Origin of the sequence: Rhodopirellula baltica SH 1 (assembly GCF_000196115.1) — a bacterium.
In the GTDB taxonomy this organism is placed as follows: Bacteria; Planctomycetota; Planctomycetia; order Pirellulales; family Pirellulaceae; genus Rhodopirellula; species Rhodopirellula baltica.
This window is the reverse complement of record NC_005027.1, coordinates 1,204,376-1,224,654: the sequence shown is the minus strand read 5'-3', so window position 1 is coordinate 1,224,654 and position 20,279 is coordinate 1,204,376. Positions and strand designations below refer to the sequence as shown.

The following is a 20,279-nucleotide window of genomic DNA, read 5'->3' as shown; positions in this document are numbered from 1 at the left end:
GGCTCACGCGGCGCCGAGCAGCCATGCTCCAATCACAATGGCGCCCGTGATCAATCCAGCGACGATTTGAAACGAACCGTTGGCAAGCCACGCTTCTGGCAAACGGCACCCGATCCAGCCAAACAAAGTCCCGGCGAGGAAACCGGTGACGTGCGCCAAGACATCGGTCCGTTCACCTTCCAACCCCATGAACGACAACAACAGGACGCCGCCGATCAACGGACTCCATCGAACCAAGGCCTTCGTCGATGTTTTGTAACGTGGGTGCATGGCGTGCGCGACCAAAATTCCCAATGCCGCGAAGACCGCAGTCGACGCACCGATCGAAGTGTGCGCCGCATCTCGGATCAAGGCGTTCATCAAGTTTCCCAGTGCACCGGCCATGACGATTGCCAACCACGCCAATCCGCCGCCCAACAAACGCCCCGCCAGCACACCGAAGACACCACCAAAAACCAAATTCGAAAGTAGGTGACCAGCATCCGCGTGCAAAGTCAGCGCCGTGATCGTTCGCCACCACTGACCACCCAACACATCCCCCGCGTTCATCTGGCCAACCGATTTCCAGTCGATCCCGTATGCGGAGGTATCCGCCAGAACGGCAACCGAGACAATGAAGATGGCGTAGTAAACCACCCCCGCAATCGCGCCGCCGAACACAGCCGCCTTCGGTGGCAGCGTCTGTTCGGTTTCAGCAAGACGGTCGTTGCGATACGACTGCAACTCAGCAAAGGCGGCGTTGACTTGATCGTCAGGGACGACCAAGCACCAGTCCCCCGATTTTTGAATCATCTCGTTTGAGATCCCCACCGATTCCAGCACCAAGCGAGCGTCCATGCACTCGCGGTGCGAAGGCGAACGAAAAACGATTTCGGGTTCCGGCCGTCTCTCGGTCATGGCTTGGCAGGCAAGGTTGCCAACCACCCCGCTTTGTGCGGAGCGTTGGCTTGGTCAACAGAATTTGGACTGTGCCAAACTAGGCGACACCCCTAGCACAAGGCAAGCGGTTTGAACGAAGCGTCCTCCCAAACACACGATGCATCAACAGGATCGCGTCGGAACCGCAACGACGTGAAACAACACGCTTTCAACCTGCCAATGAGGCTCCTCGCGATCGAAGGTCGTTCGCCACGGTCCCCTACTCTCGGGTCAATGAAACCGGGGCTGTCACGCCGAGGAACTCCCATCGAGTCATGTCCTCCGATTCGCTGTGCATGCGAAGCCTCTCTTGCTCAACTGGTTGCGCCACCGTTTCAGCTTGTCGGCTGAGTCGTCAACGACATTTGAACGCATGCGGGTGAGCACTCCTGGCCATCAACGTTTTGGAACTCGGCCAAGCGTCACGAAGGCACTTCCAAGCGGCGCACCCAAGTGGCTTAGGCTTCCAGCCTGAGAATCACCCACTCCATCTCAAATAAATCCAGCATCCAATCCATTGAAATAAACCGAAACGCGATAGCATCCGGTTCGCCAAACACAACCGCGACGGTTCACACAACCTGTGATGCGTATAGTCCCAAGAGGCACTCAAAAAGCCCGCAAGTCTCACGGCCTATATCAGCCGCCTGGCGTAAGCCACGGTTCCCACACTCATCCGAAACCAACACCCAAACCGCTCATTGCGTTCACCCCAAGTGGCTTAGCAGGCTGTTGATTTAGTCGCATACCGAATGACAATCATTAGCCGTTTGGCGTTAGCCCCGGTTGGCATCTAATCAACCGCCGCTAACGCGGTGCGGCTCAATAAATCAACAGCCTGTTAGGCTTCCGGCCTGAGATTGTGCGGTACAAAACTGAAGACCGCGTCACACTTTCTGTCCGACACTTATTCGTCGCTCGTTACCAACTGCATTCAACTTGGTAGCGCACGCCCGTTCGGTCTCACGTCACTTGCCACCCTTCCGTATCGCCTGACCGAACGCTTGGATCGCAAGAAAAGAATCACCTCGCCATTGCCAACTCCCTAAGCATCACGTTCCAACACGAACCCAACGGTCTGCTCCACGCTGTTCTTTGTTCCAACCCCACAAACTGCTGAGTCCGCCAAACTAACCGAGCAGTGCGTCAATTCCACCGGATTCGTTTCAGGCAAGAAGCTTCTGCAGGTTCTCCCCAGGCGGATGAGCAGCAATTGCTTGCAACGCCTCATAGAATCGGGCAAACTCGAAAGCGACCAGCGAGGGAAGCCCGCTGAAACCAGCCCCCATTCGCTAAGAACAAATCCTCGTCAAGCCAAAACGCTCGACTTGTTCCCACCGCCAAACCGGCGGAGACACCCCAAAAACCTATTCCATCTCAGTCTGACTGCTAAAAAACAAGTTCCCCGATCAAACAATGATCGTTGCCGAAACAGAGCGATTGACGCTTCGCCACGCGTCGCCCGATGATGCAATTGCAATGCGATCGGTATTTTGCGACCCAGAGGTAATGCAACATGGTGACGGATTGCAAACGGATGATTGGATTCGATTGTGGATCACTCGGATGAACTGCAATTACAACGAACGCGGATATGGACTCTGGATTATCACACAATCGTTCGACACGCTGGCGATTGGTTACTGCGGGCTAACTTGGTTCCCGAACATCAATGGTCGCCCAGAAGTAGAAGTGGGATACCGTCTGGCCCGCGCATACTGGGGCAGGGGCTATGCCACGGAAGCCGCGATGTCGGTCCGTAATCTGGCGTTTTCACACCATGACTTGGATCGCCTGATCGCGGTCATTGAGCCAGACAATTCGCGGTCGATTCGTGTCGCAGAGAAACTGGGAATGAAATACGATGGTGAAGTATTACTCGACGGCTATGATCACAGCGATTCCGTTTACGCCTGTCAACGAGAATGAGACGGGGAATCACGGAATTCTCGTGACTCGCCAAGCTGAGGTAATCGAAGTGGTCGATCGCTCGCGGCGACCACGTGATCCCAATCGTTCCCTGACTAAGAAACGTCGCGTTTGACACTTAAGAAAAACCAACTATCGCTTCGACGAACGGCCGTAGCATTCGGTGTTCTCGCGATAGCGTTTGCTTACTACCGAAACCTACCATTCGCCGGAATGACAATTGGTTTTCTCGTTGGTGTCCCGTCGTTCTTTATCGTCCTACTCGTCCGCAAAGACCAACTGCGTGGCATTGTGCGATGTTACGTCTACGCTGCCCTTTGCGCGGTTCTTGCCGCAGGGATGTCACCACCGGACGTTGCACCGGCAGCGTGGGGCGGGGTGGTTGGTTGGACATTGGCCGTAATACAAAACCAGTTCATTCGTGCTCGCAATGCGGACGCATCGGGACTGCCGGCACATGTTGATACTTCTGACTACGGACGTTAGCCGCTGCTATGCTTGGGAGTGAGAACCGCGTGAATTTAAACCTGAAACGCAATTTCAAGAGCATTGAAAAAACGAAGGGTTTTTCAACGCCCTCTGGCGAAAGACCGACTGAGCCCACCAAATTGTTTGGAGCTTCAAATCCCAACAACTCAGACGGACTCAGCCAGCTATGGCAAATCTTAGCTTTCACCAACGCGTAGCCATCTCTGTCATGCAACGACACGACAAGAAACAGAAAGACATTGCTGAAGCAATTGAGGTTTCTCCTTCCACGGTTTCTCATGAACTGGCAAGGAACCACGTCACCGGCAAGCACTATCATCCATTGCATGCCGAACGCCGAGCCAATTCTCCTAAGAAATTGAGCGCACGGAACACTTCACGTATCGTAAATCTCAATTGTGCGAATATCTGCTTACCCCCTATGTTCAATGAACTGCCCTTCTAGCCCGCCAGGAATCGCACAATGTCTTCCAAGTCGCATCAACAAGGTGGCTTCACTCTGGTCGAGATTCTCGTTTCGATCACGATCATTGCCATCTTGATCGCAATTCTGATCCCTGCGGTCCAGCACGTTCGTGAGAGTGCTCGACGAATCACTTGTGCCGACCGCATGAAGCAGGTCGGCTTGGCGATGCACAACTATCATTCGTCATTCAATCAACTCCCATCCGTCATGGGCGGCACTACCGCGTCTGCCGTGGATGGCCCATCACCTACACTGACCTGCAACCGCAACTACCTAGGTGGTCTCGTTGCGTTGTTGCCCATGCTAGAGCAACAAGCATTGTGGGACCAGATCGTGGCGGGCGGGCCTTTGGAGGAGGACACGCTCGGCAATATGGTCACTCCTTCAATGGGGCCGGCGCCATGGATCGGACAATTCAAACCTTGGGCAACGGATGTTGCCTTTCTACGCTGTCCGAGCGATCCCGCTTCGAGCGATCTGTCTTCGCCTGCCTATGGTGAGTCGGGAACGTCACGCAGCAACTACGCGTTTTGCATGGGTGACACGATTCTGCTTGTTCATTCAGGAGGACGTAACGAAGCGGGCTTTTATGACACCGACGGAATCGAACCGAGCGATCTTTCAACATCCGCCTTAGCTGGCGTCAAAACCCGAACACGTAAAAACCGCAACGACATCGCTCAACTGGCGAGATCGACTAACCGTGGGTTGTTTTGGGCCCGTCATCGCACTTCCTTTCGTGACTGCACGGACGGTTTGAGCAATACGATCGCGATGTCGGAGATCGCAACTCATTTGGGTAACAATGAAATCATTGACACGGCCATCTTTGATCAAGGAACGCAAATGCTGACCCAACCGAACTTCTGCGAGCAGGCGATTGATCCCAATCGCCCGACGCACTGGGGGGCTGGGTTTTCAGAGGGAAATCAATCGTTCGACGCGGAAAAAAAGGGAACCCGATGGTGTGATGGTCGCTTGCTGTACACCGCCTTTCAAACGATTCTTCCTCCTGGCAGTGTCACCTGCTTCTCGCTGCGCGATGCATCTCACGGATTATCCTCTGCGACGAGCCGGCATGTCGAAGGCGTTTCAACGTTGTTCGCGGATGGATCAGTTCGCTACATCACAACCAGCATCGACGCAGGCAATTCGGCGGCAGCACCCGTCTTGGGCGCTCAACCATCCCCGTATGGAATCTGGGGAGCACTTGGTACTCGCGGCAGTGGCGAGATAGTCCAGAACTATTGACAATCGAGGGCAATTTCAACAGGCTCAAACTGGAGCATCCGCTACTTCGTATCGTCAGTTCGCCACGCGAGATAGCGTCGAATAGTGGTGGCAGTTCACTGTGCAGGCTGACGATCTCGATCAAATCATTGCCGCCTATCCGAACTCATCGGATGTCAACTGGCGCAACGGCCTTGGCGACGCTTCATGCGCCACGTTCGACGACAAACCGCCGTCGTGGTGGGAGCCTACGAACGGGTCGTCTGCGAAAATGCTTCGGTGGTGCCACCCCGTTGGCAGTGCAAAACGCCACCATGGAGTCACTCCATTCGATCCGTCAACATCATTCGCTTACGTCTGACGGTGGAACCACCAATGGTCTTCTTGCGACAGGACGAACGACGGTTAACGATCGCGTGAACCGGAAAACGCAAGCGGAGCGATTTATCGTTAGAAACTTTCCGTCGCGTTCCCGGTTACGCGTGACGCTATCCGGCACGCAGACCCGCTGCTTCGTCATCCACGCACGCGATTCCCGACTACGAACTCACTCTGGCACTACAACGACTACGTTTGCTCTGACCCGCGGCGGCGTTGTTGCCGATCCAGCGGCCGGCGTTCTCTGGTTGCCCAGCATCGTTCAATCCCCAATCCATGCTGACCCAACGTTCATCTCATGCAAGTGACTGCAACGCTCACCCGAACCCACTGCTTCGGTTTGCTCGGACGATACCGCGACGTGCTACAATCTGACGATCGCATCGTGACGCTGAGACAACGCACGTACTCCCAATCGGCGAATAACGATTGCAATGAACCGGAGGAAGTGTGCTTCCGCTGCGGCGGGTTGCCTTCGGCATTATAACCGTCTCCGCTACGCCACCACTTCTCTGGTTACCGCTGTTGTTATCCGACCGAAGATGTTCCGTTTCCACTCGTCCAAAGGATTTGACCAATGGCACGTCAATTGATTTCTTGCTCGCTGTTTACCGCCGCACTCCTGCTTGCATCTGCGTCGATTGCTGACGACGCTGCTGCAACGCTGTCGCAAGACACTGACCGCGCCGCAGCAATCAAGCAAAATCAGAATACTTGGGAAATGCGACGGGCTGCGGCTGTGCAAGAATACGACGCCAGAATGGCGGAGTTCCAAGCAGGACAGTTGCCTGCCAATGTTGCAATTCAGGCTAACACCCGCCTGCTCCATGCTTCGCTGGTGCTCGGCGTTCCTGATGCGGCCGTCGACTATGATCGCCGGGCATCCCGAATCGAATCAATCGCAAAGAAGAACCTCGAACTGCGTACTGGCACGAACCAAGACGTCGCTCAGGCCGAGTCGGCGAGGCTGAATGCTTTACTCAAGGCTTACCTCGAACGCGCGGCTGACTGATCCCGATCGGCGAATAATTATTGCGAACGGGATAGGGGCCCGGTTGCCCGGGCCCTCCTCCCACACCACCTAGCATGCGGGACCGCACTAGGCGGTTGAGCACGAATTGTAAGTCAACGCGTCGCCGCGATTCCCCAAGCCATTGGACCGACAGCTTCGGCACTAAGAGTTTGCCATACGGCAACGGCTGCTCCGCGAGATGAACCGATACGCGCTCGTTCGTTCCCTTCAGGCCTTCGCGTCGCGGTTGGATTCGGCGGATCGCTACTATGCCCTCTGCTGACCTCTCTTTGCTCGGGCATGCTTTTGCAATGGATGCGACTTGAAATCATCTCTCACATCGTTGCCGTGTTCCTATCTTTTCAGGTTGCAATCTCAGTTGCCGCTGGTGTCGCAGTACACGTCACTGACCGAAGACTCATTCGTTGGCTCATTGTGATCGGCAGCGGAGCATTGATCGCCCTCCCATGGGGTTATATCTTGATCGTGGACGCAATGAGGTTTGGTATGTAGGCGTTCGCTCAGACGTCGGTTCCTGATTTGAACTCACACAATGAAACAACCAAGTGTTGCGAAAGAGCGGCGGCAATGTCTGTTCGCACCACAGAATCCAGGGGCACCGCCGTGTGACCACGACCGTTATTTAATTTGGAGTTCAGATGAGCGAATCAACACCGTGGCTTAATGCGATGCGAGATACGGTAGTGTCGTATCGACGCATGATTGACGGCAGTGTTGCGCAACTCACTGACGCAGAACTTCACATGCGGCCTGAGAACGGTGCAAATTCTGTCGCGATCATCCTACGTCACCTCGGCGGCAATCTTCGAAGTCGCTGGACTGACTTCCTGACGACGGACGGCGAAAAACCTGACCGGAACCGTGATGCCGAATTCGTTGATTGGACTGGAGATCGGCAGTCGCTGATCGAGCACTTCGATCGTGGATGGTCGGCGTTAGTCTCAGCGATTGACTCGATTGATGCCGAGAACATTGGTCAGACGATCTTTGTCAGAGGCGAAGCACATACTGTCGCACAGGCACTCACTCGATCGCTCACACACGTGACGTATCACGTGGGACAGATTGTTTTGGTCGCGCGATTGGTTCACGAGGGAGAATGGCGTTGGCTAACAATTGCGCCCGGATTGTCTTCATTTCACAATCACCGCACTTGGGGCACCAAAGCAAGTCGTAGCGTGTTTGCTGATGCCGATGACGGCAAATAGACAATGAGGATTTAACTTCGCGTGGGAGCGGTGACTGAGTCACGTTCTCTTTGGCGTTGATCATTCGTCGCGGTTCAAAACGCGTCGTCTAGCCGAAGCTCGAGTCCTCTTTTCAGGAATCAAGATGACGGAAGTTGAGTCGTTCCCACATCCCGCGTGATCTAGACCGTTCGATTGGATTCGTCCAATTGTCAAAGCGGCAATCATCTCGTGGATGGGCAGCGACGATGACTATACGCCTTCTGATCCGACTCGCGACATTTGGGTGAAATGCCTGGTGCGGTTTTCAATCACATCAGCCAGTAGAGAGTAGATCGCCAAACTTCAAAGACATGGACGTGGTGCCGCCGATTGCAGTTTCAATTGACGCATCAACCTCGACGGCCCTTTGACAAACGTTGTCCGGACAAAATCATGCAACGCTCAACATTGCTGACAATCTCTGCAACCGTTGTGCTATTCACTTGGTTTGCGTTCGTGGCGTTTGGCTTCGTGAACGTTCGGCTTCGTTCAAGCGAATTGGCCCGCGATTTACACATGGAGGATCGCCGATTTCACATCCTCGACGGACCTCTGATTCCGCCGACAACAGTGAACGGCGAGGAGCGTTTACTTGTCGTTGGCGAATCAACTGAGAACTATCTCCTGTGTAGTGTGTCTCGAAACCGTCGATTTGACGACTCCCGTGGACAATGGAAGGTTGATTGCGTTTACCGCCCTGACATCGAACCCAAATTTCCTCGGCTCCCAATCTGGATGCCAATCGATCATTTCCCCACCACCGAAGATATCGCTAGATTCCGCGTCGCTTCGCAGGAGCATCCGTGGGTAAGATGGGACACACCTAACGGAACCGACCCAATCACGACGGAAGGCGATCTACCAGAGTAATATGCTTTCAGTTACGGCAGTACTGCCTTCGGCGACTTCTGTCGCTTCCACCACGATCTTTTTACCCGGCCATCACTGGTACTACCCGAAATAGAATGCGAATCAACCCGTGTTCAGTGCGCTCACAACCTCGAACGCCCGAAGTCGCAACGGATTCTGGTCTACCAGCGCTTCGCAGAAGGCGTGGTACTGGTCCTGGTTAACCTTCTTGCTCACATGCATCAACTTGATCGGCGTGCCAGTAGTTCTCTTCGTTGGAATGTGCCTCGGTGGAAATGGGCATGGCAGCGTTACTTGGGTAGTCTGATACCTCGGCCTGCTCTACTGGTTTATTGCAATCACCACTATGTTCGCGAGTGCGGCACTTGGTGCATACTCAGCTGTCAAGCTGAAGCGACTTCCTTGGTGGGTTCTTGTTGAATTGTTGCTGGTTGCACTTCCTTCTGCCTACTTCATCTACGAAATGCGATACTAGCGTCGTCCGCCGCAAGAAGCGGAACAACTAGCCGGTGAGGAATCGCATTCGCGTGGACGTAACGTTTGCCACGCCTATCCCATTGGAATCACGGGGTGAGATGCGAACGTTTAGTCGAAGCTGAAGTTCTCTGTTCAAGATGCCCGGTGCAGTAAGCCGAGCGGCCACCCGCATTCTCCCTTGAACTTTGCGTCGAACTTGTTTTCGCAGACGCAGTTGTTGGTTCGTTCCAAGTGCAGCGATTCAGTGGCTGGACTTGTGCTGGGCCCCTGGTTGTGCTGTATTGGCCGTGGATGGCACTGACGAAGGTTCATGGCCGGTCGGTTTTGATGAAAGAAATTGCCGTCACGTCATACTATCCCCCTTCGCCCTCCTGAAGGCGTTTGAAGTCGCTCGGTCGTTTCACTTCCCTGGTTCATGCGTTACCCACTGTCGTAGTAAGTCAGCCCATGCTTAAGGCGGATGCCCTGAGCTGACAATGACGTGTAGCTGACCTCGATCACTCGCATCGCACAGGCGGCATTTCATCGGAACAGTCAGTGGCTTCGTTTGCGGTACATGGCCACTGCCCAACCAGGAGGTCCAACCCAGAGCGAGCCACACCAACCATTTCACCTCTTCGACCTTCACCTTGCTGCCCGCACTCATCCAGCCGTAGTGGCGGATCTTTATCAAGTCCGTCGGCATCACGTGCTGCAACAAGTTGTGCACGAGACCTTCGTCTGCAACAGTCTTGTTCTGAAACTCGTTTCCCTTACGACAAATCCGGCAAGTCCACTGTCAACTTCTTGTGGGAAATTTCAGGCTTACCGATCATCTTCGCAGCCTTCTTCCCCACGGTGGTCACCTCTCCGCAGTTACTTCGGGTTGCCTGGTGTATGGCCTCGTACTGCCTTACTTCAGAGTTACTTTTGGTATACTGACTCCTCGAAAGAAACCAGAACTAGGTAGAGGGGACTCGCTTCTAAAAGAAAGTGACACCCCGCGAAATCACGCCGTTTTTGGGCGTAGTGCACACGAAGCAGGTGTGTCTCGGCGTTCCGCCAAAGATGTCCACAAATAGGGAGACCTTATGACTTGGCAATTGATGGCATTGATCGTCGGCACGCTCACTCTAGTTCCCTACACGGTGAACGCGAGTGAGCCGACACCGAAGATAGCTGCCCAACCAGAATTCAATCAGGTGCACGTCAAGATCATCATGCCCACCGAACCGGCGGATCACCACAAGAACCGCCCCGTTGTCGAGTCTTGGATCGCTGAAGACATGAAGATACTCGGGCAGGCCAAATTCACCGCCGTGACAGGGTGGGTGCGACTCGATCTTTCCCCCTTAGGTGCAACGGACGTATGGGGTGGGACACTCGGCGATAGACACCATTGCCCCGTGGGCGCGGATATTCCAGAGCGGTCTGAGGACCGCATGAAGGTACACCTCAGCGGATGGAGCCCCGGCGGTGCATGCGTGACTGTTTCACTGAAGAATGAACCGGGTAGCCGCGTGGTTGCGGCTGTCAAGCAGTATGAGAACACGTACAAGACGTTTAAGGGAATGCCCTACGTGGCCGTTCTCATCGGTCCACCTGTTGAAAAACCTTCCGCTGAGACGATCCGCAAGAACTAGTTTCCGCTTTCCGACCACAAACCGATCGATGCAGGCAACTCCGGTGCCTCCATAGATCGAAATTCGTTCGCCTCACTGATTACGTTTCGTGCATCGCAAAATCATTCTCGCTGTTCTTGTCCTGCAAATTTTCGCATCATGGCACACTGCCGCATCATGCGATGAGGCTCAAGCCATTGCCGGCCCATCAAAAGCTTCGATCTACTTGCACTTACTCGGAACCAACAGAGCGAAAAATCACGATCCTGATGACTGGCGACCAGATCCAGATGACCAACGGCTACCGAGGTGGTCATGCGTTTCGACGCTGCTGGTACACAACAATCGTAAGTTCTATCTCCGTGCTCCTGGTAACAGAGACCCGTACGTCAAGCTAAATGGCCTCGCGGTGCTTGATCAATCCGGTATCGCGAGCGTTGAGATCGAGTATGAACTAGATGACTCAAACATGACGTACATCGAAACCGAAACGTTCAAGGTAAAACTCGACCATTTCATCTACTTGGCCGACGGCATCTATTGGCGGGCGATACTTTCACGTAACGACGATGCTTACGAAGCGTTTGACTTGGCACAAAAAAACCAGCGTTTGAACTCGAAAAGCGATCGCAAACCGTGTCCCCCGTGACGTTGTCCGGCATGCATTCTCGCTCAGCTCATTTCCATCATCCTAACAGCCAACTATGTGATCGAGCGATGCCCGACTCGCATGACAACACAGATGCAAGTCCACACGAGCAACCTCATCCAAAAAAATTAAAGCAAATAAAAAGCTGCTGGTCTTTTCGACTGCGGGCGCTGCAATCGGAGTTTCAGCTATGTTGGCTGGCAACACGGCCTACGAATCCCCGGCGGTGCGATCGGTGGAATCATCGGTGGCGCAACGGGAGAAGGCATTGGCCATCTCGTTGGAAAGGTAGTTCTCGGAAACGACGCCACGAAATCGTCCAAACTTGATCACGCTCAGTTGCCGGAAAAAGAGATCGAGTTCCCATATGCGAAACGCATTCTTTTGTAATTTGCTATCTTCTGGCTCGTTGTATTTTTCGTGATTCTTCCGATCGTGGCGTTGATCGACTACCGAACCTGATCACAATCCGACACAGGCAGCGAAAGCCCAATCGTGGAGGACCATCGGTTAGAACTGGTGTTTTGACCTGACGTGTTTGCAGCGGAACATCAATCGCGCGGCCGCGTTAAACGGTACCGTCATCGCAATGAATTGATTCCGCGTATTGGAACTTGACTCGATGCATGTGCTCACCGAAGTTATTGCTCCGCATGGGTGGTTCGCTCTGACGTGTTGCGTCTTCGGGACATCACTCGCATCGCACCGTTGGGGTGGTCGCGGGTTTGTATTCTCTGTGCTCCTACATGGCTTTGCTTATGCAATTGTTGACCAACGCTGGATTCGTCCTGAAGTCGATGCCCCTGGCTGGAGCGGAGCTCCTGATCAAGACGCGGTCTTCTATCTGGGCGTCGCAGTTCGAATCGCGGTTCTATTCGTCATTCTGGTCGCCACCTTTTTCGCAACTAAGTTCTTCGGCCTGCGACTTGGCAACGGAAGAACGAGGTGACAATGGCATTCGCCCACTTGCAACGTGCGATCGCCATTGCACGCAACGAAGGACGAGTGATCAGCTTTTGCCGTAATCATGTTGCCAATGATTGCCTTCGGTAGCGGTTTCCCTCGGTCCGCTGATATGCTGTGGGGATATCTTACCGGGTCGTTCGAACTCCGATCGGCGAATAACAATTCCTCTGAACCGGGGGAAAGCGGCTTTCGCAAAGGCGTTGTTTCCTTCGACATCATACGCTGTCTTCGCTTCATCCACTTTCAGCTTTTCGCTGGTGTTCTGCCACAGATCAATGATTGTCAACGCTATCCGAATCATTGCGTCCTTCAGCGTTGCGACATGTGTTGCTATCACGATCTACTGTTGTGCTAACGGCATTCGTTCCATCGATGACTTTCGCAACTATCGAGTAATGCGATCGGTTTCTAGTCCTGTCGTTGAGGCTCTCGCAGATGGATTACTTGCTGTTGGCTCGACGAGGCAACAATTGCTCGAGATCGATACGCCATCATGGACGGAAGACTACGGCCGGTGCAAGATTCATGGATTTACACCCGAACGCGACTACGATCGTCAAACCGTCGTGACGGTCGATGATCGTGTTGTTTCGGCACACGTCGGCAGTTGCACTTGGCAATGGTCGTTTTTCGATGAGATGCCGGAGGATGTCGCCGAATCGGTTGGCTCGGTCCGCGGATTGCGATATGCAATCGAGCTGGTCCCTGAGCACGCTGGTATACTGCAACCGATACTTGATGCGGAGCTGAAATCACTCGGCGTGCAATCTGCCGCATCCGCCCAAGAATCAGAACCATGACATACAGAAGAGCACGGCTCGCGACCTTTTCGCAATGGATGGTCAACCATCGTGCCGCGTGACTTCCGCTGCTCTGCCAATAAGGATGTTTTTCTCAACCCCGGTGCGATAGTCATGGACAAAACTCACGACAGACGCTTCTTCGCGTTCCTTGGCTTTCTCTTTTTTCTGTTCTTCCTTGGGTTCCTCGGGTCAAACACGTATGGTCACTTTGCGTTCCTCGCAGCACCCGCCGCATTGGCATCGCTCGCTGCACTGGTCTTCATCCCGAGAAACGCAGATCAAGTTCCCGTCCAGCACCGTCTCGATACCGTCGCTGATATCTTTCGTGCACTGATTGGCAAGATCTAGCGTGTCATCGCGGACGTGCAACTTACTACTGACCGAATTCAGAGCTTCCGGGCGTTCCACGAAACAAACGAGACGACTGGTGTCTCGGGCTCTCGTCTGCTTGTACGTCGTTTGCACGCCCCTGTAATGGTGGTCATTTGTTGGTTGAACTAGTTTCAGTCTCAACAATACGAGGGAACGACATGTCGCGACTAGGAACCCACTTCTATCGCCTACCCACCGTCCCCACGTCTTCCGCGTTTTCCGTGACCGTATCGCTGACGATTGGATGCGTGAGACCAATTCCTCAACCCGAGTATCCAACGCATCAAATGATGGGTACCGGACATCAGATGATGGGTACCGGCGATGTTCAGTTTTTCCCAGTCGGAACTGAATTCAAGCTATCACCTGAAGAGGCTAGACTTCAGGCAGTACACGCTGAAAAGGAAATTGTGATCAGACTCTGCCGCCACTACACAGCATGCCGAGCTCATCCATCCGTACATGCCTGTCCCGTAGCTATGACAGCGGCAACCGAAATGTTGCTTTACAATACAGAGCAGTTTCCGACAAGATTCCGTGCGAGCACGGCGAACCAGCGGTCACAACGGAACGACGACGGCCGCCAAATTGATGATGGCTAGTGATGCATTGTCGCTCGCGGGATCGTAACGTTCTCCGACCAATAGAGATGTTGCAATGAAATCACTGCTCGCATTTTTCTTGTTGCTGTGCCCCACGGTAATCGTTGCCGAAGAGCGTCCACGTGACCTGAAGGGCATCGAGGCAGCTTTGAAAGCATCACCAGATGACCCGATGCTTCGTTACGGCAAATGCCGAGCGTTATTCGCCGACGGAAAGGAACAGGAAGCGATTGACCACGCATCCATCACCATGGCAAAGTTCATCAAAGCAGAAAAGGACCTTGCCTGGATCGGACTCGGATCAATCGAGACAAAACAGCACCGCATCGACGTACATTTCAACATGGGACCGAAAGAGAGGGCTGAACGCAAAGACGGCATCGTCCGTCCATACAGTTTCCGCGTGTGGGAGAAGGGCGATAACCCCGACCTCGTCCATGTACTTGACTTTGAGCTGGGATACTCCAACGGCAAGGTTGCAACGGCGGCAATCGGGGAGATGACCAGCCAAGGCCACGGGAACTATGGAATCATTGATCCCCAAAGTGATTTCGCTGCAGTAAAAAAGGAAGTGCTTGAAATACTGAGCAGATAGACGGCGAACAATTGGTTGGAACCGAGCGTCACGATCGTTTTTCGTGGAGATCCGATCGATGAAGCAATGATGCGAGTCGGTCCGCCCCAGAGCTGAAAATCTACCCCGCGGATCCGGTGATCCAGAATGCCACGGAATTAGAAAGGTGCTCGAACTCATGATTGTCCCGTGAATGACCTTGGCAAGCTGTTCTTACGAGAACAACGCATCGACAAGGTGTCCGTGTCCATTGCATGCTTTGCCGCTGCATTGGTCTTGCTAATGTCGCGGTGTTTAGCTTCTGCTTGGCGTCCCGTGGTTCCACGTTCGTCTCGGATCTTTACCAGCAATGGACCAGATGATTTCCGTTCGTCGCAACGCTCGTTGTGTTGACACCGATCGTTTTCGCCAAGAACTACAAGCACCTCACGCTGGTTGCTGGATCGGCTCTCGTGCTTATTTCGCTGACGAAACTAAACACGTTTCTAGTGATCATCGTGTGCTGGGGTGACTGGGGGCCGATGTGAGTCGCTCCGCGTCAGGCGATCGGACCGGCCGTCCAATCAGGATACGACATCGCGTGGACGCGGCGATTGAGTCGCCTTCGGCTCCGGGCTGCTTCGCCGGTCGTGGGGTGAGCCCCGATTGCCTGGCCGACGCTCAAGTCACCTGTTCAAGACGCCCGAGGATGACATCCCAAGCACCTGAAAGCCCGCAGAGTTCAGACCGCAGCAAAACGATGTCGATCTCAATGCCAGCCATCCGCCGGCGAACGAAGAAGACGCCCCACTCCGCCGACTGCACAGGGCAAACGCGGACAATCCGCGACACGAAAAAAGCCGATTGAAGAAAACCCCGCAAATAACTGGGTGTGTCTTCAATCGGCTCTTAGTGTCTTGCCAATAAGCTACCCCGCTAGGACTCGAACCTAGAATGGCTGGACCAAAACCAGCTGTGTTGCCAATTACACCACGGGGTAGTGGGTGCGACTGAGCGGGAAGTTTAGCACGCGTTGCTTGGTTGCTAAAGAGGAGTCTGGCCGATTCCAGCGGGTTCGCTGCGGAATTTTTTTCGGTCGTTCGAACGCACCGATTTTGCCGAGTTTCTCTTGAATTCCACGCTCGATTTGCCCCTCTCAGAACGGATGGAAGACTCCAAATGTGATCCCGTGTGCCAACAAATCGTTGTACGTTCCCGTGGCGTCCGGTCGACGACTGCCTTCGAATCCCCCGATCGTCAGATCGCTTTTGTTCAGCAGGGGGTCGATCTGCTCAGCTGCCCTCAGCACGCGACTGAGATACAAAAATTGGTATCCGATCGTGACGTCCCAGTCGTTCCAGAAGTGCCGCGTCACCGACAACTGAATTTCCGGAGCCACCGACAACGCGTCGAATTCTCTGACCCCTGAATTGGTGGATCGAACCAACAAACCTGTGTCCGATCTGCTGGTGATGACACCGCCCCCAGCTTGCGGTTCGGTACTGACGGATGCTCCAGATGCCGCCACGCTGCTGTGCGTGACTCCGATTCCTAACTGCACGGCGGTGTTGAACGACCAGACGGGGCCGGACGTGGTTGAACGGATCCCCATGGTTGCACCGTGGAAACGGTTTTCGACGGAGAAGCTATCGGTCTGTTCCAACAACGAACCGGCTTGCATGCCTCCGCCGTCAACAAGTGCCCTGCGTTCGTCATGGATGGTCAAACTGTCGTCGAGTTGCAAGAAGCGGTAGCCAACAAACGATTCCATTTGTCGCCCACGCGAATTGATCAACAGAGCTCGCACCAAGGCGTCGGCCCCGCCAAATTCGGTCGACGAATCGACGGAAATGCTGCCTCGCAAATGATTGTTGAAATGAATCAAATCCGCGGCCTCACCGTTATCAGTGCCACCGGGTGTGACGTCGACGTAGGGCCGAGCCAAGATGGAATATTGCGAACCGTCAGCGAAGAATCGACTGGAAACATCCTCCGAGAAAAGAATCGATCCTGAAATCGCCAGCCCCGTGTCACCGAGATAGCGACCGATTTCAAACCGTCCGGCATTGCGACCATCGTCGTCCAGCATTCCACCGTACAACGTTCGGGTACCAACCTGTCCGATCTCGCCGGCGTCATCTCGAGCGGTTCCGGCGCGAGCGGTGGTCACCAACGACGGTGCATTTTGTCCGTCCACGAAAAGATGCATGTAGTCCGCTCGGATCCAAAGATCGTGCAGCGGATCAGACAGGGCGTAGGCGAGAACGCGCACGCGGGCGTCAATTCGTTCATCGCAAGCACCGACGCATCCACCGCCGCATTCATCGCAGGTGGCCGCGTGGCCGTATGAGTCGCCTTCCATCAAAATGCTCTCGCCTTCGATGTACGACTCGCCCATTTCGCCAACATAGTTTCCTTGTTCGTCCATCCACTCGCCATCAACGACGACTCCATCGATCATTTCTCCATCGACCGAGTGTGGCACAAAACGATTCATCGGGGCTTGCGCAGTCCGCGCGGGCACCGACAAGGTTCCTGGCAATGGTTGACCGACTCGCACCGGGGCAGGTTGTGAGCCGTAGTAGTATTCGCCTTCTTGCAGTTCGCTGCTGATTGGATTCCCATCCGCGTCCAAGATTTCGACACTGGTCACTTCACCAGGCGTTTCAAAGTGCGGCAAACCATCGGTGCCAGGAACGACGACGCGACCATCGGCGGGCAACTTCACGCGAGAAGATCGGACGCCACTCGCGTCGATGTGCTGGACCTGGGTGACTGTCAGATTTCCATCGTCTTCGTGTGAATCGTCAAACGCGGCATGCTTTGGTTTGGTCAGCTGACGCTTCACTGGAATCCGTCGCAGCGAACTTGCCGACGATGAAGATGCCTTTGCGGGCACGCTTGCCTGGGGCGTCTGCTGGACCGGAACGGTTTTGCCTTTGATCTCCGCCTCCGACTTCATTCCGAATCGAATGGGAAACGGGAAGAAGTTGGACTTCGATTTCTCGGTGGTTTCCTGAGCCCGACTGATGCTTGGTGACATCGCGAAAGGGATGGCCATGCATGCGCACAGCAACATGCTTCCGGGTCCAAATCGTCGTCGAATCGTGTGGTCGTTCATGTGCTATCCAGCCTTCCGAGGCTCCGAGTGGAACCGTGAATTGCGAAGCGATTGCGTAGCGTCAACGGCAATCGCTGGTGCGTCGGCTTTCGGGGTAGCAAACTTGAGCAGAAAAGATCAAGTCGGAAAGAAAATCGCGTGCGTGAGTTTCACGTGAGAAGGATGCAAAAGCACAGCATCTCAGCAACGAGACATCGAACGGAACGCAGCAAATTCGTCGCTATGGACGAAGCAGACGATCGCGAACTTCACCCGGCGGCAGCAGGTCCAACACTTCCTTTTGATCCGCCGAGGCCTCTTGGTAGGCCTGTTGCAACGTTTTCAACTCGGCATCCGGCCGACCACGACGTCGCAACGCTTCCTCGGCCCAATCACGGATCACCATTGATCGGAACCACGCGTTGGCCGAAACCGTTCGCAGCAACTCCAAATCATCCTGTGGCAGCATGATTTCGATTTTGTGCAACTCACTTAGCGACAACGGTGGTGATTCAGGGCCACGTCGTCTGTCTCTCGAATTATGACGTCGTCGCGAATCACCAACGATCGAATGCGCGATGAAATGATAGGCGGTCAACTCATCGGTCTCGCCACGGCCGTAGCGACGGAACCATTCCATCATTCTCATGGCGGCGGGTTCTTCGTCCTCAACACGTTCTTCAACGATTTGCCGCATGGTGAAAGCGATCCGCTCGATCGTTTCATCACTCAATCCCTTCGCCGTCACTCGCCCGATGACGTTCATCGTTTCACGAACGCCCTCTTCAATTGCCAGCCGCCGCGATTCGCCGGTTTGACTTTCGATCGACGCGAGCGTGTCGCGGCTGAGTTGTTCCTTCCAACGCGAATAGGCTCGCATTGTCGCCAACAGTTTCTGCGAGTCCTCGGTTTCAGCCACTCGTTTGGCTCGTTTGCGAGTTGTCTCGCGTGCTTGAGGCGACAAGTTATTGAACGTGTCCCAGCGACGGTACGCGGTTGCACGCTGTTCGTCGTCCAGTTCCGAAATGGCGTCGAGCAATTCGTCGGTCCCACCGTACTGGTCGACCAAACGCTCCAAATCTTCCGTTGCCGAACGACTGGCGAGAGTCATCCAATCGGGTGACTGCTCGAGTTCTCGAATCAGATCCAAGTCGTCGGTACTGGCATAAGCTTGGTGGTCAATCGCGATTGGAAGGTCGGCGAGTTGTTGCTCGCGAGCCATCGCTTGCCAACGCCACGTCACCAACGCGGAGACAATCAAAGCGAGAACACCGAAGACCCCCACGCGTCGCAGCCATTTTCGTCTGCGTTGTTGGGGCAGGGCATCCAGGCTGACGCTGCCATTGACGGATGCGGCCGGTTCGGTCCCCATCGAGGCACGCGTGAGATCACGGACCACCATTTCCAACGTCGTTTGAACCGAACGCTCATCGGCGACGGGTGTCGGAAGCACGTCCAACATATCCCACCCTCGTTGCAGCCCCTGCAAACGAAGGCGTAGCGACTCTTCATCAATCAAACGATCTTCGAGCTCAGCTCGTTCTTTGCCTGACAGCTCACCATCCAGATACGCCACCAGTTGCTCATCATCACGATCGACTGGCATCTCGCGCAGCGTCACATTGTCGGGATCAAAGCCCTGATCGGATCGCGATTGTTTTTCGGTTGGGATTGCCATCGAAAGGGTTCTGTCACCCGATGCTTGACCGGTGTCGTTGGAATTTGAATTGGATGGATTGGATTTGTTGTCAAGCGAACGTTTCGGATCATTCATGATGGATCCTCCTCGACAACTTCACCGGTGGGCTGTTTGGAATTGTGGTCGATTTTGATCGACGGCAACGACATCGCTGGGTCGAACGTTCCGCCGAGTTGTCCGGATTCGATGTACGGCGTCAAAGCCTCTTTCAAACTGACACGGGCACGGCTGAGCAGCGACTTCACGGCCTTGGTGCTGAGCCCCATCGTTTCCGCGATTTCGACGTAGCTCATGTTTTCAAACCGAGACAGGATCAGCGCCATCCGCTGACGCTCGTTCAACGACGCGACCGCCGAACGAACGATCGACGCTCGTTCGTCGCCCTCGACTTGGCGTGTCGGCATCAATCCACTGCTATCGACCGCGGTCACCGCCAAAAACGGAGCATCGTCCGAGTCATCCGCGCCGCGTTGCGAATCCACTTCGCTGGTTTCATGTCGTCGCGATGCGGTTCGTTTTGAATTGCGTGCAACGTTGCCCGCGATCGTGAACAACCAAGTCGAGAACTTAGCGCCAGGCGTGTAACTTTGGCGAGCCCGATAGACACGCAAAAATGTTTCTTGAGCCAAGTCCTCAGCCAGTCCTCCTCGCGGTGCCAAATGTTGCATCAATCGAACCAATCTTGCTTGGTAACGACGAACCAATTCCTCAAACGCGCCCGCATCGTCCTCTTTTACGCGCAGCATCAACCGCACATCGGGATCAGATTGCGTGTAACGCAAGACGGTGGATTGGGTCGGCGATGTCAGGGCACTGAAGGGGAGGAAAAAGGGTAGGGTGGGTCAGCAAAACAAAAGTGTGTTCCGGTTCGGCAGGAAACCAATTTTCAGCATAACGGAACACGAACGCGAATTT

At 54.4% G+C, this 20,279-nt stretch carries 17 protein-coding genes, 1 tRNA gene and 1 pseudogene; 12 read left to right on the top strand and 7 right to left on the bottom strand.

The window, feature by feature from the left end:
- Positions 1 to 3 precede the first annotated feature (3 nt).
- Positions 4 to 897 carry a rhomboid family intramembrane serine protease gene (locus tag RB_RS04635; protein ID WP_164921521.1) on the bottom strand — a complete coding sequence of 298 codons (894 nt, stop codon included), beginning with the start codon at positions 895 to 897 and terminating at the stop codon, positions 4 to 6.
- 1,437 nt (positions 898 to 2,334) lie between these two features.
- Between RB_RS04635 and RB_RS04630 the strand changes: the two genes are divergently transcribed.
- The 7 genes from RB_RS04630 to RB_RS04590 all read left to right on the top strand — a co-directional run bounded on the left by RB_RS04630 (position 2,335) and on the right by RB_RS04590 (position 7,651).
- The gene (locus RB_RS04630; protein WP_011118797.1) at positions 2,335 to 2,847 is read left to right on the top strand and encodes a GNAT family N-acetyltransferase; all 513 of its coding nucleotides are present in this window, start codon (positions 2,335 to 2,337) and stop codon (positions 2,845 to 2,847) included.
- Positions 2,848 to 3,060: 213 nt separating this feature from the next.
- A complete protein-coding gene (locus RB_RS04625) occupies positions 3,061 to 3,333 on the top strand; it encodes a hypothetical protein (RefSeq protein ID WP_231846221.1) in 273 nt (90 codons plus the stop codon).
- A 169-nt stretch (positions 3,334 to 3,502) separates the two neighbouring features.
- The gene (locus tag RB_RS27985) at positions 3,503 to 3,781 is read left to right on the top strand and encodes a helix-turn-helix domain-containing protein (protein ID WP_315851294.1); all 279 of its coding nucleotides are present in this window, start codon (positions 3,503 to 3,505) and stop codon (positions 3,779 to 3,781) included.
- An 18-nt stretch (positions 3,782 to 3,799) separates the two neighbouring features.
- Complete coding sequence (locus RB_RS04615; RefSeq protein WP_011118793.1) at positions 3,800 to 5,053, top strand: DUF1559 domain-containing protein; 1,254 nt, start codon at positions 3,800 to 3,802, stop codon at positions 5,051 to 5,053.
- A 186-nt stretch (positions 5,054 to 5,239) separates the two neighbouring features.
- Positions 5,240 to 5,452: a hypothetical protein gene (locus RB_RS27855; protein ID WP_173391551.1), complete on the top strand. Its 213-nt coding sequence runs from the start codon at positions 5,240 to 5,242 to the stop codon at positions 5,450 to 5,452.
- Positions 5,453 to 5,987: 535 nt separating this feature from the next.
- A complete protein-coding gene (locus RB_RS04600; RefSeq protein ID WP_011118790.1) occupies positions 5,988 to 6,422 on the top strand; it encodes a hypothetical protein in 435 nt (144 codons plus the stop codon).
- Positions 6,423 to 7,081: 659 nt separating this feature from the next.
- Positions 7,082 to 7,651 (top strand): DUF1572 domain-containing protein, encoded by a 570-nt coding sequence (locus tag RB_RS04590; RefSeq protein ID WP_011118787.1) that lies wholly within the window; start codon positions 7,082 to 7,084, stop codon positions 7,649 to 7,651.
- A 1,788-nt stretch (positions 7,652 to 9,439) separates the two neighbouring features.
- Here the strand turns inward: RB_RS04590 and RB_RS04580 are convergent.
- Positions 9,440 to 9,791: pseudogene (locus RB_RS04580) on the bottom strand (transposase); the annotation flags it as partial.
- Between the two features lie 298 nt (positions 9,792 to 10,089).
- On the opposite strand from RB_RS04580, the gene RB_RS04575 reads away from it, so the two are divergent.
- Together RB_RS04575 and RB_RS04570 are read left to right on the top strand one after the other, a co-directional pair.
- Positions 10,090 to 10,641 (top strand): hypothetical protein, encoded by a 552-nt coding sequence (locus tag RB_RS04575; protein WP_011118781.1) that lies wholly within the window; start codon positions 10,090 to 10,092, stop codon positions 10,639 to 10,641.
- An 88-nt stretch (positions 10,642 to 10,729) separates the two neighbouring features.
- Positions 10,730 to 11,269 carry a hypothetical protein gene (locus RB_RS04570; protein ID WP_011118780.1) on the top strand — a complete coding sequence of 180 codons (540 nt, stop codon included), beginning with the start codon at positions 10,730 to 10,732 and terminating at the stop codon, positions 11,267 to 11,269.
- Between the two features lie 1,009 nt (positions 11,270 to 12,278).
- Here the strand turns inward: RB_RS04570 and RB_RS04565 are convergent.
- On the bottom strand, positions 12,279 to 12,521 hold the full coding sequence (locus RB_RS04565; protein ID WP_164921520.1) for a hypothetical protein: 243 nt from the start codon (positions 12,519 to 12,521) through the stop codon (positions 12,279 to 12,281).
- Between RB_RS04565 and RB_RS04560 the strand changes: the two genes are divergently transcribed.
- The 3 genes from RB_RS04560 to RB_RS04550 all read left to right on the top strand — a co-directional run bounded on the left by RB_RS04560 (position 12,511) and on the right by RB_RS04550 (position 14,607).
- Positions 12,511 to 13,035: a hypothetical protein gene (locus RB_RS04560; RefSeq protein WP_164921519.1), complete on the top strand. Its 525-nt coding sequence runs from the start codon at positions 12,511 to 12,513 to the stop codon at positions 13,033 to 13,035. The two genes, RB_RS04565 and RB_RS04560, sit on opposite strands and share 11 nt — an antisense overlap.
- A 114-nt stretch (positions 13,036 to 13,149) precedes the next feature.
- The gene (locus RB_RS04555; RefSeq protein WP_164921518.1) at positions 13,150 to 13,386 is read left to right on the top strand and encodes a hypothetical protein; all 237 of its coding nucleotides are present in this window, start codon (positions 13,150 to 13,152) and stop codon (positions 13,384 to 13,386) included.
- Between the two features lie 681 nt (positions 13,387 to 14,067).
- On the top strand, positions 14,068 to 14,607 hold the full coding sequence (locus RB_RS04550) for a hypothetical protein (RefSeq protein WP_011118772.1): 540 nt from the start codon (positions 14,068 to 14,070) through the stop codon (positions 14,605 to 14,607).
- A gap of 886 nt (positions 14,608 to 15,493) precedes the next feature.
- Here the strand turns inward: RB_RS04550 and RB_RS04545 are convergent.
- The 4 genes from RB_RS04545 to RB_RS04530 all read right to left on the bottom strand — a co-directional run bounded on the left by RB_RS04545 (position 15,494) and on the right by RB_RS04530 (position 20,146).
- Positions 15,494 to 15,565: transfer RNA gene (locus RB_RS04545), tRNA-Gln, on the bottom strand.
- Positions 15,566 to 15,721: 156 nt separating this feature from the next.
- Positions 15,722 to 17,686 (bottom strand): BBP7 family outer membrane beta-barrel protein, encoded by a 1,965-nt coding sequence (locus tag RB_RS04540; RefSeq protein WP_011118768.1) that lies wholly within the window; start codon positions 17,684 to 17,686, stop codon positions 15,722 to 15,724.
- A 220-nt stretch (positions 17,687 to 17,906) separates the two neighbouring features.
- Positions 17,907 to 19,439 (bottom strand): anti-sigma factor, encoded by a 1,533-nt coding sequence (locus tag RB_RS04535; RefSeq protein WP_011118766.1) that lies wholly within the window; start codon positions 19,437 to 19,439, stop codon positions 17,907 to 17,909.
- Entirely contained in the window at positions 19,436 to 20,146 is a 711-nt protein-coding gene (locus tag RB_RS04530; RefSeq protein WP_007328552.1) for an RNA polymerase sigma factor, read from the bottom strand. The genes RB_RS04535 and RB_RS04530 overlap by 4 nt, the downstream gene beginning before the upstream one ends.
- Positions 20,147 to 20,279 lie beyond the last annotated feature (133 nt).